At 70.5% G+C, this 12,563-nt stretch carries 12 protein-coding genes; 5 read left to right on the top strand and 7 right to left on the bottom strand.

What is annotated here, in order from left to right; translation table 11 throughout:
- Positions 1-60 precede the first annotated feature (60 nt).
- On the bottom strand, positions 61-1,365 hold the full coding sequence (glyA, locus tag AC3DE3_RS03310) for a serine hydroxymethyltransferase (protein WP_260488050.1): 1,305 nt from the start codon (positions 1,363-1,365) through the stop codon (positions 61-63).
- Between the two features lie 139 nt (positions 1,366-1,504).
- On the opposite strand from glyA, the gene coaA reads away from it, so the two are divergent.
- Positions 1,505-2,437 carry a type I pantothenate kinase gene (gene coaA, locus AC3DE3_RS03315; protein ID WP_260488052.1) on the top strand — a complete coding sequence of 311 codons (933 nt, stop codon included), beginning with the start codon at positions 1,505-1,507 and terminating at the stop codon, positions 2,435-2,437.
- Between the two features lie 21 nt (positions 2,438-2,458).
- On the opposite strand, the gene AC3DE3_RS03320 is transcribed toward coaA, so the two are convergent.
- The gene (locus AC3DE3_RS03320; RefSeq protein WP_488368935.1) at positions 2,459-3,562 is read right to left on the bottom strand and encodes a tocopherol cyclase family protein; all 1,104 of its coding nucleotides are present in this window, start codon (positions 3,560-3,562) and stop codon (positions 2,459-2,461) included.
- Between the two features lie 37 nt (positions 3,563-3,599).
- On the opposite strand from AC3DE3_RS03320, the gene AC3DE3_RS03325 reads away from it, so the two are divergent.
- The gene (locus AC3DE3_RS03325) at positions 3,600-4,100 is read left to right on the top strand and encodes a PH domain-containing protein (protein WP_488368936.1); all 501 of its coding nucleotides are present in this window, start codon (positions 3,600-3,602) and stop codon (positions 4,098-4,100) included.
- Complete coding sequence (locus AC3DE3_RS03330) at positions 4,097-5,572, top strand: PH domain-containing protein (RefSeq protein WP_488368937.1); 1,476 nt, start codon at positions 4,097-4,099, stop codon at positions 5,570-5,572. The genes AC3DE3_RS03325 and AC3DE3_RS03330 overlap by 4 nt, the downstream gene beginning before the upstream one ends.
- 42 nt (positions 5,573-5,614) lie before the next feature.
- Here AC3DE3_RS03330 and AC3DE3_RS03335 read toward each other — a convergent pair whose 3' ends face one another.
- The 3 genes from AC3DE3_RS03335 to AC3DE3_RS03345 all read right to left on the bottom strand — a co-directional run bounded on the left by AC3DE3_RS03335 (position 5,615) and on the right by AC3DE3_RS03345 (position 8,242).
- Entirely contained in the window at positions 5,615-6,307 is a 693-nt protein-coding gene (locus tag AC3DE3_RS03335; RefSeq protein ID WP_488368938.1) for an MOSC domain-containing protein, read from the bottom strand.
- Entirely contained in the window at positions 6,307-7,074 is a 768-nt protein-coding gene (locus AC3DE3_RS03340; RefSeq protein ID WP_488368939.1) for an isoprenyl transferase, read from the bottom strand. Before AC3DE3_RS03340 ends, AC3DE3_RS03335 begins: the two co-directional genes overlap by 1 nt.
- A 94-nt stretch (positions 7,075-7,168) precedes the next feature.
- Complete coding sequence (locus tag AC3DE3_RS03345) at positions 7,169-8,242, bottom strand: 3-deoxy-7-phosphoheptulonate synthase (protein WP_260488079.1); 1,074 nt, start codon at positions 8,240-8,242, stop codon at positions 7,169-7,171.
- 929 nt (positions 8,243-9,171) lie between these two features.
- Here AC3DE3_RS03345 and AC3DE3_RS03350 point away from each other — a divergent pair.
- Entirely contained in the window at positions 9,172-10,422 is a 1,251-nt protein-coding gene (locus AC3DE3_RS03350; RefSeq protein ID WP_260488080.1) for an LLM class flavin-dependent oxidoreductase, read from the top strand.
- Positions 10,419-11,129, top strand: a complete 711-nt coding sequence (locus AC3DE3_RS03355; RefSeq protein ID WP_488368940.1) for a CE1759 family FMN reductase — start codon at positions 10,419-10,421, stop codon at positions 11,127-11,129. The genes AC3DE3_RS03350 and AC3DE3_RS03355 overlap by 4 nt, the downstream gene beginning before the upstream one ends.
- Before the next feature lie 120 nt (positions 11,130-11,249).
- Here the strand turns inward: AC3DE3_RS03355 and AC3DE3_RS03360 are convergent, their stop codons facing one another.
- Together AC3DE3_RS03360 and mca are read right to left on the bottom strand one after the other, a co-directional pair.
- Positions 11,250-11,576 carry a hypothetical protein gene (locus tag AC3DE3_RS03360; protein ID WP_260488082.1) on the bottom strand — a complete coding sequence of 109 codons (327 nt, stop codon included), beginning with the start codon at positions 11,574-11,576 and terminating at the stop codon, positions 11,250-11,252.
- A complete protein-coding gene (mca, locus tag AC3DE3_RS03365; RefSeq protein ID WP_488368941.1) occupies positions 11,573-12,496 on the bottom strand; it encodes a mycothiol conjugate amidase Mca in 924 nt (307 codons plus the stop codon). The genes AC3DE3_RS03360 and mca overlap by 4 nt, the downstream gene beginning before the upstream one ends.
- Positions 12,497-12,563: the final 67 nt, after the last annotated feature.

Here is a 12,563-nt window from a genome sequence, read left to right on the forward strand (position 1 = left end):
GGGACGGCAGAAACCCCCGCAGCCGGGCTGCGGGGGTTTCTCGTCGGAGTGGTGGGCGCGTCAGCCCAGGATCTTCCAGTCCTCGAGCCCCTCGTACAGCGGCTTCGACGCGGCCAGCGCGGACACGCGCTCGCGCAGGGCGGTGACGTCCGCACCCGAGCCCGCGGCCAGCGCGGTGCCGATGATGTCCGCGACCTCACGGAAGTCGGCGGTCTCGAACCCGCGGGTGGCCAGCGCGGGCGTGCCGATCCGCAGGCCCGAGGTCACCATCGGCGGACGCGGGTCGAACGGCACCGCGTTGCGGTTCACCGTGATGCCCACCTCGTGGAGGAGGTCCTCTGCCTGCTGGCCGTCGAGCTGGGAGTCGCGGAGGTCGACCAGCACCAGGTGAACGTCGGTGCCGCCGGTGAGCACGGAGACGCCGGCGTCACGGCAGTCCTGGGCGGTCAGCCGCTCGGCGAGGATCGCGGCGCCCTCGAGGGTGCGCTGCTGACGCTCGCGGAACTGCTCGGTCCCGGCGATCTTCATCGCGGTCGCCTTGGCGGCGATCGCGTGCATGAGCGGGCCTCCCTGCTGGCCCGGGAACACCGACGAGTTGAGCTTCTTGAACAGGTCGAGGTCGTTGGTGAGGATCATGCCCGAGCGCGGCCCGCCGAGCGTCTTGTGCACGGTGGTGGACACGACGTCGGCGTGCGGGACGGGGCTCGGGTGCAGGCCGGCGGCCACGAGGCCGGCGAAGTGGGCCATGTCCACCCACAGCTTGGCGCCGACCTCGTCGGCGATCTCGCGGAACTTGGCGAAATCCAGGGTCCGCGGGTAGGCCGACCAGCCGGCGATGATGACATCCGGCTTCTCCGCCAGCGCCATCTCACGGACGGTGTCCATGTTGACCTGCATGGTCTCCGGGTCCACCTCGTAGGCGGCGACCTCGTAGAGCTGGCCGGAGAAGTTGAGCTTCATCCCGTGCGTGAGGTGCCCACCGTGAGCCAGCGACAGGCCCATGATCTTGGAGCCCGGCTTCGCGAGCGCCATGAGCACCGCGGCGTTGGCCTGGGCGCCCGCGTGGGGCTGGACGTTCGCGTACTTGGCGCCGAAGACCTCCTTGGCGCGGTCCCGCGCGAGGTTCTCCACCACGTCGACGTGCTCGCACCCGCCGTAGTAGCGCCGGCCCGGGTAGCCCTCGGCGTATTTGTTCGTGAGCACGGAACCCTGCGCCTGCAGGACCGAGCGCGGCACGAAGTTCTCCGACGCGATCATCTCGAGCGTGTCTCGCTGTCGTGCGAGCTCGCCGGCCATCGCCTCGGCGACCTCCGGATCGAGCTCGGACAGGGAGGCAGTGAACACGTCGGTGTTCGGGTCGGTCATCGTTGCTCCTCGCGCGTGGGCTTCTCACTGCGTACGAATCGTGTGGGGCCACGGCTCGTCTCGTCGTCGTCGTCGTCAGTCTAGTGCCACGCCACCCTGACACCCCCTCCCCCGTGGCCACCTGCCACAATCGGGAACCGTGAGCAGACATGCCGGCGACTACACGCCGTACGTCGAGTTCGACCGCCGGAGCTGGCGGCGGCTGCGTCGTGCGATGCCCATGGTGCTCACCGAACAGGACCTCGAGGGCCTGCGCGGCCTCGGCGAGCACCTCGATCTGGACGAGATCGCGGAGATCTACCTGCCACTTAGTCGACTCATCCACCTGCAGGTTTCCGCCCGGCAGCGGCTGTTCCAGTCGACCAACCTGTTCCTCGGCGAGACCGTGGACGCCCCCATGCCGTTCGTGATCGGGGTGGCCGGATCGGTGGCGGTCGGTAAGTCCACCTCCGCCCGTGTGCTGCGCGCGCTGCTCACCCGCTGGGACTCCCACCCCCGGGTGGACCTCATCACCACCGACGGTTTCCTCCACCCCAACCGCGAGCTCCAGCGGCGTGGGCTGATGCACCGCAAGGGCTACCCGGAGTCCTACGACCGACGCGCCCTCCTACGGTTCGTCACCGAGGTCAAGTCCGGTGCACCGGTCGTGCGTGCCCCCGTGTACTCACACACCAAGTACGACATCGTGCCCGACGAGTTCATCGAGGTCCGCCGCCCGGACATCCTCATCGTGGAGGGCCTCAACGTCCTGCAGACCGGGCCGCGCCTCATGGTCTCGGACCTGTTCGACTTCTCGCTCTACGTCGACGCGCGCATCGAGGACATCGAGCAGTGGTACGTCGAGCGCTTCCTCGAACTGCGCAGCACGTCGTTCTCCAACCCCAACTCGCACTTCGCGCACTACGCGGACCTGTCCGACCAGGCGGCCCGGCTCGCCGCCCGCGAGATCTGGATGTCGATCAACCGCCCGAACCTGGTGGAGAACATCCTGCCGACCCGGCCGCGCGCGACGCTGGTGCTGCGCAAGAACTCGGACCACTCCATCCAGCGGCTGCGCCTGCGCAAGATCTGACGCCGCGGGCGAGGTGGCCGCCTACACCGGCGGCGCCCCCGTCTCGCCCTCCGGAACACCCCGCCGCCGCAGCTCGGCCTCGGCCCGGTCGAGTCCACCGTGCTCGAGGGCGGCCAGAGAGCTCCGGTCCGACCACACCAGCCGACCGTGCCGTCGCACCTCCACCTCGAGCTCTCCAGCGAGGTGCTCGATCGACCCGGCGGAATTCCGTTTCTCCGACGGCAGCGGGACCGGCAACACGTGCGCACGATCCAGGGGCGAACGCCCGCTGATGCGCACCTGCCAGCCGTAGCCGCGACCCTCGAACTCCCACCGCTCATCGGTGACCCCGGCGCGGACCGGCGAGACCACCGGGTTGCCCAGCCGGATCACCTTCCCGCCGGGTAGTCGCACGACAACGGCCGTCACCTCGGTGCGCAGGGGCCCGGAGTGGATCTGCCCGCCGGCGAACGCCACGCACGTGTTCGGCTCGGAGAACGCCTGCGCCTGCCCCCACCACCACGAGTCGGGGAAACCCTCGGCACCCCAGTTCTTTTCCCCGTACACCTCGGCGCCGGCGAACTCCCAGCGCTCGCCGTCGAGCTCGGCCCACCCGGAAGCGCGACCGCCGAGCAACCAGGGATGCCAGTACTGGTTGAGCGCGGGGACGGACTGGAAGATGCTCGAGCCGCCGACGGCGTGGTGCGGCCACTGCACCGGGTCGGTGATGTCCACGTGCAGGCGAGCGCCCTCCCCCATGTCGACGCGGACCCAGTCGGGTCGGTACTCGAACAGTTCGCCGGAACGGGCGCCGATCCGGCCCGGGTCGGCCCAGCCGTCGGGCGCGGCCATGAGGCGCAGCGTGGAGGACGACGAGAACGACGACGACGACGACGAACCCCCGTCTCCGTCCCTGCGCGACCCACCGGCCTCGATCGGGATCGGCGCCTCGTCGGAGGCGAGCCCGAGCGTCGCCCAGTGCCCGTCGGGTCCCCGGTTGACCCCGATGAGGGCGATCACGACGCGCCCGCGCTCGCGGTCGGTGACGCGGAGGAAGTACCCCTCCATGGCCACGTCGTGTGCGCGGAGCGGATCGCCGAAGGGCAGGTCTGCGCCGGTCGCCCGGTATCGCCGGAGGAGTCCCATGCGGATCAGCGTCCCATAATCGGCTTAGGGTGGAGCCGTGAATGCGACTCAACTCGGGACTCGACTCGGCCTCCGTCCGCCCCGGAATCACGTCGACCCCCGGTGCCGACGATGGTGGACGGCGCAGGTCGCGCTGTGGACGCTCTGGCCCCTGCCTGTGCTGTTCGTACTGGGCCTGCTGCTCACCCCGTGGCTGCTCGCGGCGGCGGCCGTGTGGGCGGTCCTCACCGTCGCCGCGCTTGTCGTGGTCCCGCGGGTCCGGTGGGCCATCCACCGCTGGGAGGCCACCGACACCGCTGTCTACAGCCGTAGTGGGCTGTTCTGGGAGGAGTGGCGGGCGGCTCCCCTGTCGCGGGTCCAGACCGTCGACAAGACCCGCGGCCCGCTCCAACGACAGTTCGGCCTCGCCACCGTGGTGGTCACCACCGCCTCGTCCAAGGGCGCGGTGCGCATCAGCGCCCTCGACGCAATGCAGGCCGATGAGATGGCCGACCGACTCACCCTCCTCGCCGAGGACGATCAGCGGGACGCGACATGACCACCCATGACGACGGTTGGGTACGCCTGGACCCCCGAACGATCCCCGCCACGACGACGGTGGCGGCCGCCGCGTTAGCCGCCACGGCGGTGCCAGTCGCCCTGGGCATGCTGCTCAGCGGCCTCGGCCTCGGCTGGGTACTGCTCTGGACGGTAGGAGGCACCCTCGTCGGTACCGCCGCGGCCGCCGTCGGCGAGACCGTCCGTCTGGCTGTCACCCGGTACCGGGTCGATCCCCACCGCATCGAGCGCCGCGTCAGCTTCCTGTCGAGCACCACCACGACACTGTCCACGAGCAGGGTGCGCAACGTCGAGATCTCCGCGGACATCGTCCAACGCCGGCTGGGCATCGCCACGGTCCGCCTGGCCAGCGGCGAGACCGACGGATCGCGTATGACCCTCGGCGCGCTCGACCGCGTGGCCGCCGAGGACCTGCGTCGACGCCTGCTCGCCGAACGGGCCACCACCGACACCAGCGAGATTCTCCGCCTCGACCCGCGGTGGGTCCGCTACGCCCCCGCCAGCGTCATGACGCCGCTGTTCGGCCTCCTGGGGATCGGGCTCGTGCTGCAGGTCGCCGACTGGTTCGGCGCCGTCCCCGAGGTGCTGGCATGGATCTGGAACCGCATCGGCGGCCTGCCGATCCCCGTCATCGCTGTCGGGGTCCTGGTGCTCGCCCTCCTGGCGGGGACGATCGCGTCGGTGGCCCTGTTCATCGAGAACTGGTGGAACCTACGACTCGACCATCACGAGGACGGATCACTGGAATTGCGGCGCGGTCTGGTGGTGGGTCGTCACACCACCTTCGACGGCCGGCGTATCCGAGGAGTGACGCTCCACGAACCCCCGGGGTTCCGCGCTCTGGGCGCCGCACGGCTCGATGTGATCGCCTCGGGCGTCGGTATCGGCAAGGACGAGGACGGCAAGCAGAAGCAGAGCCCCGGGCTCGTACCTGCCGCGCCGCGCGACGTACCGGCCGGCGTCGCCCGGGAGGTTCTCCGGGAGCCCGTGCCCACCGGTCTCGTCGCCCATCCGTCCGCCGCTCGCCGCCGCCGACTCGTACGCGCGACCGCGGTCATCGCCGTCCTCACGGCCGTGGGGCTGGTGCCGGCGGTGATCTGGGTATGGCTCTGGTCGGTCCCCGTGCTCGCGTTCGCGACGAGCGCGGCAGTGGCGCTCTGGGCCGCCGTCGACAACGCGCGAGGGCTCGGGCACGCGGTCACCGGAGGGGTGGTAGCCCTGCGCAAGGGGTCGCTGCTGCGGCGCACGGACATCCTCGAGCGCGAGGGGATACTCGGCTGCAACATCCGGCGCTCACCTCTCCAGCGGCGCGCCGGACTGGCCACCCTTGTCGTCACAGCTGCCGGTGGCGGCGGCGCCTTCCGGTTACCCGACGTGGGCCTCGAGCAGGCGCCCGAGTTGTGGCGTACCGCGGGTCCGGTGTGGGACCACCTGGCCGAGCCCCGCAGCTGAGCGATTCCGCGGCCGAGCCACTCCGCGCGGGCGCAGGCCCGGTCAGTCCGCGTCCACGGGCCTGTCGTCGGTGGCCGGATCCAGCTTCCGGACCAGACTGGGCGCCAGGTCGGACAGCGCGTACTCGTCGAGGAGCCGCCGGGACTCGTCGTCGTCGACCCCGGCGAAGACCCGCCCGATCGTGACCCCGTGCGTGGGCACGGCGACCACCCGGATCTCATCCCCGGCCCCGACTGGGCCCGCGGTGAGGACCCGCGCGTACGCGCCAGGCCGCCCGCCCTCGGTGAAACGACGCACCCAGCGCGGCTTGCCCACGTGGTGGCCGAAGGTCTGACACGGGATCCGCGGGGTGGTGACCTCCATGCGCAGGCGGCCCACCTCCAGCACGGTGCCGATCTGCAACTGCGAGGTGTCGACGCCGGTCACGCGCAGGTTCTCACCGAAGAACCCGGGTGGGATCGGGCCGCCGAACTCCGGCTCCCACTGCTCGACGTCGGACTCCGACAGCAGGTAGACGGCCTTCCACACCCCTCCGTGGTGCTGGCGGTCGGCCTGCACGTCACCGTGGAGTCCGTACTCGCGCACTTGGACGGGTCCGTCGACGGGCCGCTTGTCGATCGCCGTGACGCCGACCCGGCCGGGCACCTCGATCAGGTGGTCGACCACGCACACGGCGCGGACGGTGAACACGTCGCCCACCCCAACCGGTGCCCGCGTCGCCTCCGCGTCGGCCATCACTGTCCGAACCGGCGGTTGCGGGCTCCGTACTCGCGCATCGCCCGGAGGAAATCCACCCGCCGGAACGCCGGCCAGTACGCCTCGGTGAACCAGATCTCCGAGTACGCGCTCTGCCACAGCAGGAAGCCCGAGAGCCGCTGCTCGCCAGAGGTGCGGATGACGAGGTCCGGGTCGGGCTGGCCCGAGGTGTAGAGGTGCTCGCCGATGCCGTCGACGGTGATCGCGTCGACCAGCTCCTGCCCGTTGCAGCCCTTGTCGATCAGTTCCTGGACCAGCTCGCGGGCGGCGTCGGCGATCTCCTGCCGCCCGCCGTACCCCACCGCGACGTTGACCTTGACGCCCGGCCGGCCCCTGCTCACCTGCTCCGCGTGGCGCAGCCGATCGGCCAGCCAGTCCGGGAGCACCTCCAGGCGCCCGACGATCCGGACCTCCCAGTTCTTGCCCGGGGCGGTGATCTCGTCCACCACGTCCGCGATGATCTGCAGCAGTTCATCGAGTTCCTCGGCATCGCGACCGAGATTCTCCGTGCTGAGCAGGTAGATGGTGGCCACGTCCACGCCGAGGTCGTCACACCACCCCAGCATCTCGGCGATCTTGACCGCGCCCGCCCGGTGACCGTGCGCGACGTCGGTGAACCCCGCCTCCTTGGCCCACCGGCGATTGCCGTCGCACATCACCGCGACGTGACGCGGCAGCTTCGCACCCTCGAGCGACGAGCGCAGTCGCGCCTCGTAGATCGAATACAGGGGGAAGGAGACGGCCACGCGAAAAGGGTACCGCGCGCCGCCGCCTGCCCCGTCGTGCCCCTCGCCGGTCCGGGCGCGGCCGGGGAGCGGCCGGCGAGCGGCCCGCGGGGGCTCAGCCGCGTCGGCCCCGCCGGACGGCGGTGGCGAGCGCGCGCAGGCTGTCGGCGGTGGTGTCCCACCCGATGCACGCGTCCGTGACGGACTGGCCGTAGACCAGTTCGTCGGCCTCCACCGACTGGGCACCCGGCTCGAGGAAGCTCTCGATCATCAACCCGGAGATCCCCGGCTCCCCCGCGCCGATCCGCTCGGCGAGCTCGGCCACGACCTCGGCCTGCCGCTCGTGCGACTTGCCCGAGTTGGCGTGGCTCGCGTCCACCATCACAAGACCGGGCAGCCCGACCTTCCCGACCGCCGCCACCGCCGAGGCGACGGACTCGGGATCGTGGTTGGGCCCCGCGGTGCCACCACGCAGGATCACGTGGCAGTCGGTGTTGCCCGCGGTCTCCACGACCGCCGCGCGCCCCTCGGCGTCGGTGCCGAAGAAGACGTGCCGCGCCGCCGACGACCGGCAGCCGTCCACCGCGACCTGGACCTCGCCGTCGGTCCCGTTCTTGAAGCCCACAGGCATCGACAGGCCCGAGACGAGCTGGCGGTGCACCTGGCTCTCCGTGGTGCGGGCGCCGATCGCGCCCCAGGACACGGCGTCGGCGATGTACTGCGGGCTGGTCGGCTCGAGAAACTCGGTGCCCACGGGCAGGCCCAGGTCGAGCACGTCGAGCAGCAGCTTGCGGGCGGTGCGCAGGCCGCGCGGGATGTCGTAGCTGCCGTCGAGCGCGGGGTCGTTGATGAGACCCTTCCATCCCACCGTCGTGCGCGGCTTCTCGAAGTACACGCGCATGACGATCAACAGGTCCTCGGCCGTCTCCTCGGCCAGCGCCGCGAGTCGCGCGGCGTAGTCGAGCGCGGCCTCGGTGTCGTGGACGGAGCAGGGTCCGACGACCACGATCAGACGGTCGTCGCGGCCGGCCAGCACATCGGCGACCTCGGCGCGGCTGCGCTCGACCAACGCCTCACGGGCTTCGCCCAGCGGGAGCTCGCCGAGGATCTCGGTCGGCGTCGGCAGCGGAGAGTAGGACAGGACGCGCCGGTCGGCGGTCTGGGTGGGATTCTCGGCGGTGATGGTCACGGCTGTGCACTCCTGGCGGTGTGGTCGTGGCGGGCCGGATGCCGTGATCTCTTCGGTGCCCTGTGACTCGCGCACCCGGACCCGCCGTCTGGAAAGGCGGGAGGCGGCGACCATGGTGGTCACCGCCTCTGGGCTCCGGGTGTCGAGACGTCCGACTAGCGGACGCGTGCGCTCGCGGCGCGGGCTCCACCCGGAGCCCACATAAAGCGCCAATATGCGCGAGCGTTCGACATGGCTGACACCGTAGCAGACGGACCCGGGCCGGCCGGAGTCACCCCGCAGCCGCTCCCGCGCCTGGCGTCTTGCTCGCGCGCCTGATCGTCCAGGGCACAGCCGCCCGCCGCCATGGCGTCTGGCGTGTACCGATGCGCAGGCGAGACGCCATCCCCACGGGCGGCTGCGAATCCGTCCACGCCGGGGCCGCCAGGCACGCCGCGGCCCGCGCGGCTTGATGCCGACCGGGCGTCAGCGTTCCCAGGTGGTCGACCGCCGGGCCACCTCATGGATCGCGTCGATCTCGCGCAAGCCCAGGCGACGCGGTTGAGTCGTGAGGAATCGGCCGATCCCCCGTCGCGGGACAACTGCAACCGCACCGTCTGCAGGCTGGGCCTTCACCGTGAAGCCGCGTCGCGCGCCCACGACCGCTATCAACCCGATAACCGGCACCGGGAACCCGACGTGCTCTGCGAGCATTCGGGACGCCCGCTTCGCCTCGAACCTGCTGTTACGGACATAGGGGACTCGTCGACCGTTCACCATGACGGTGTCTTCGCGGCCCGAAGTCGTTCCGCGCGACAAAGGGTCACCGGACTCGCGCAGAGTCGAGGCCGGGCGGCACCCGCCATGTGAGGGGAATACCACGTCCCGGCCTTTTGTTTGACATGTCAGCAAGTTACGATGGGATCACCAACAGACGAGAGGCCATCATCATGCAGTTCGGAATCTTCAGCATCGCCGACATCACCCCGGACCCCACCAGCGGGCGGATACCCACCGAGCACGAGCGGCTGGAGTCGATCGTCGAGTACGCCACTCTGGCCGAGCAGGTGGGCCTGGACGTCTTCGCGCTGGGTGAACACCACAACCCGCCGTTCGTGACGTCCTCCCCCACCACGACCCTGGGCTACGTCGCCGGCAGGACCTCCGAGATCATCCTGTCGACTGCCACCACGCTCATCACCACCAACGACCCGGTGAAGATCGCCGAGGACTACGCCATGCTGCAGCACCTGTCCGGTGGCCGGGTCGACCTGACGATGGGCCGCGGGAACACCGGGCCGGTGTACCCGTGGTTCGGCCAGGACATCCGGCAGGGGCTGCCGATCGCGATCGAGAACTACGAGCTGCTCCACCGCCTGTGGCACGAGGACGTCGTGGACTGGGAGGGCAAGTTCCGCACGGCGCTCCAGCAGTTCACCTCGACCCCGCGCCCGCTGGACGGCGTCGCTCCCTTCGTGTGGCACGGATCGATCCGCTCGCCGCAGATCGCCGAGCAGGCCGCGTTCTACGGTGACGGCTTCTTCCACAACAACATCTTCTGGCCGATCCACCACACCAAGCAGATGGTCGAGCTGTACCGCCGCCGCTACGAGCACTACGGGCACGGCTCCGCAGACCAGGCGATCGTCGGCCTCGGCGGCCAGTTCTTCGCGCGCGCCAACAGCCAGGACGCGGTCAACGAGTTCCGCCCGTACTTCGACAACGCCCCGGTCTACGGCCACGGCCCGTCGCTCGAGGACTTCACGGCCCAGACCCCGCTGACCGTCGGCTCGCCGCAGCAGATCATCGACCGGTACATGACCATGCGCGAGCACGTGGGCGACTACCAGCGCCAGCTGTTCCTCATCGACCACGCCGGCCTGCCCCGCACGACCGTGCTGGAGCAGATCGAGATCCTGGGTACCGAGATCGTGCCGACCCTCCGCCGCGAGCTCGACGCCCTGCGCCCGGCCCACGTGCCGGACGGCCCCACCCATTCGGCGCGGGTCGCCGCCCGCGACGCCGATCTGGCCGCCGCAGGCGATCCCGCCTACTCCGACGCCTACCGCTTCGGAACCGGTGACAACTGGACGGGCCTCACCGCCGAGGGCGGGCAGCTCGCCCAGGAGCAGTCGCTGGCCCGCGCACGCCGGAACCAGGCCCGCCTCGCCGAGGCGCCGGCCGGGAAGGAGTCCAAGTGACCACCACGCACCACGACCATCCCGGTAGCACTACCGAGCGACCGCTTAACCTCGTCGTCGTCGCCGCCGGAACCTCCGTGCCCTCCAGCACCCGGATGCTCGCCGACCAACTCACCGTCGCGACCCGGGACGCCCTCGCACGCCACGGCCGGGCGGTCGACGTGACGGTCCTCGAGGCGCGCGAACTGGCGCACGAGGTCGTCGACGCCACCTTCACCCGCTTTCCCGGGGAGAAACTCTCCGCGGCGATCGACGAGATCGGCCGGGCGGACGGACTGATCGCGGTGACGCCGATCTACAACCAGTCGTACTCGGGCCTGTTCAAGTCACTGTTCGACGTCATTGACCCGGGCACGCTCGCCGGGGTACCGGTCGCGCTCGGAGCGACCGGCGGGACCGCACGGCACTCGCTCGCGGTCGACTACGCACTGCGGCCGATGTTCGCCTACCTCAAGGCCGACATCGTCCCCACCACCGTGTTCGCGGCGGCGGAGGACTTCGGCGCCGTCGCCACCGACGGGGAGGAGGACTCACTGCGCACCCGTACGGCCCGGGTGGGCACCGAGCTCTCCGATTACATGCTGAGGTTCGCGGGGGTCACCGCCGGCGCGGTGGCACCGACGCGCGCGGACTCCGGTCGGGGACGCAAGACCGACGACGACGAGTTCAGCGACTTCGTCCCGATGGGCGACCTCCTGGGCCGCTGAACCGGCGGGCAGGTCCCGCCCCATCACGATCCGCCCTTCAGACGTCGATTCGCTCGCGGGACCCGCAGGGCGGATCGACATCTGAGGGGCGGATCGTGTGCTGGATTCGGAATGTCGGGCTCAGCGGGGGTCGGGCTGCCCGTCGGACTGAGACAGGGGCGGGACGGCTCCACGGTCGGTGCCCTCGTCGGCGAGCTGATCCGGCTCGGGGTGCTCGGCGTCGAAGCTCTCCGGCAGGTTCTTGATGTGCTTGTTCATGTTGCGAATGAGCAGCACGGTGGCGATGAGCAGCAGCAGGATCACGGGAATGCCGATCGGCGAGGCCTTGCCGAACTCGGGCCCCACCGGGTTGTCGTTGTACCCCGGCGTACCGGGCGACTGGTTTTGCGCGAGCACCATCACCGACTGATACGCCAGAATCTGGACGTCCGGTCCCAGGGTGATCATCGTGCGTCCTCACTCGTGCTCGGGCCGACGGGGAGCGCGACGTACGGGTCGACTCCCGCGAACAGGTCTGTCTCGTATTCTCCCTCACCGAGCTCAGGGAAGCCCACCCGGCTGGCGGCGAGCTCGAACTCCTCGGTGGGCCACACCCGCTGCTGCATCTCCACGGGTGCGGCGAAGAACCAGCCATTCGGGTCGATCTGAGTGGCGTGCGCCAGCAGAGCAGAGTTGCGCTGCTCGAAGTAGCCCGCGCACTCCACCCGTGTGGTGACCCGCTCCATGATGTCCGGGCGGTCGCCCCATCGGGACAGGAACTCCTCGAAGTGGCGGACGCCGTCGCGGGCGAACAGCTCCTCGTCCAGCAGCTGGAGGCGGCTCTTGGGGAAGCCGTGGGTGTAGTAGACCTTCGCGATCGCCCACGGCTCGCCGGCATCCGCATACCGGGCGGGGTCGGCGGCGGCCTCGTACGCGGCCATCGACGCCGAGTGCACCTTCAGGTGATCCGGGTGGGGATACCCGCCGTTCTCGTCGTAGGTGATCATCACGTGCGGGCGGAACTCACGGATCCTGCGGACCAGGGCCTCGGTGACCTCGTCGTCGTCGGCCAGTGCGAAGCACCCCTCCGGCAAGGGTGGCGTGGGGTCACCCTCCGGCAACCCCGAGTCCACGTACCCCAGCCAGTGGTGGTCGACCCCCAGGATGTCGGCGGCGCGCGCCATCTCGCGCACCCGCACGGCGGGCAGGTCCGCGGTGATGTCGGGGCGATCCATCGCGGGGTTGAGGATGTCACCGCGCTCACCCCCGGTGCACGTCTCCACCAGTACGTGGACGCCCTCGGCGGCGTACCTGGCCATGGTCGCCGAGCCCTTGGACGACTCGTCGTCGGGGTGGGCGTGGACCGCCATCAGCCGCAGACCGGCCATCGGAGCACCTGCCGTTCTCTTCACGTAGTGGATGACCGCACCATTCTATGGGCGGCGAGGTCGGCGG

This window comes from Dietzia sp. IBK-p2-16D (assembly GCF_057773085.1).

Excerpts from the sequence above, each read along its gene's own strand:
- AC3DE3_RS03350 (WP_260488080.1), top strand. The coding sequence starts at position 9,172 with ATGCAGTTCGGAATCTTCAGCATCGCCGACATCACCCCGGACCCCACC.
- glyA (WP_260488050.1), bottom strand. The coding sequence starts at position 1,365 with ATGACCGACCCGAACACCGACGTGTTCACTGCCTCCCTGTCCGAGCTC.
- AC3DE3_RS03360 (WP_260488082.1), bottom strand. The coding sequence starts at position 11,576 with ATGATCACCCTGGGACCGGACGTCCAGATTCTGGCGTATCAGTCGGTG.
- AC3DE3_RS03335 (WP_488368938.1), bottom strand. The coding sequence starts at position 6,307 with ATGGCCGACGCGGAGGCGACGCGGGCACCGGTTGGGGTGGGCGACGTG.
- AC3DE3_RS03330 (WP_488368937.1), top strand. The coding sequence starts at position 4,097 with ATGACCACCCATGACGACGGTTGGGTACGCCTGGACCCCCGAACGATC.
- AC3DE3_RS03320 (WP_488368935.1), bottom strand. The coding sequence starts at position 3,562 with ATGGGACTCCTCCGGCGATACCGGGCGACCGGCGCAGACCTGCCCTTC.
- mca (WP_488368941.1), bottom strand. The coding sequence starts at position 12,496 with ATGGCCGGTCTGCGGCTGATGGCGGTCCACGCCCACCCCGACGACGAG.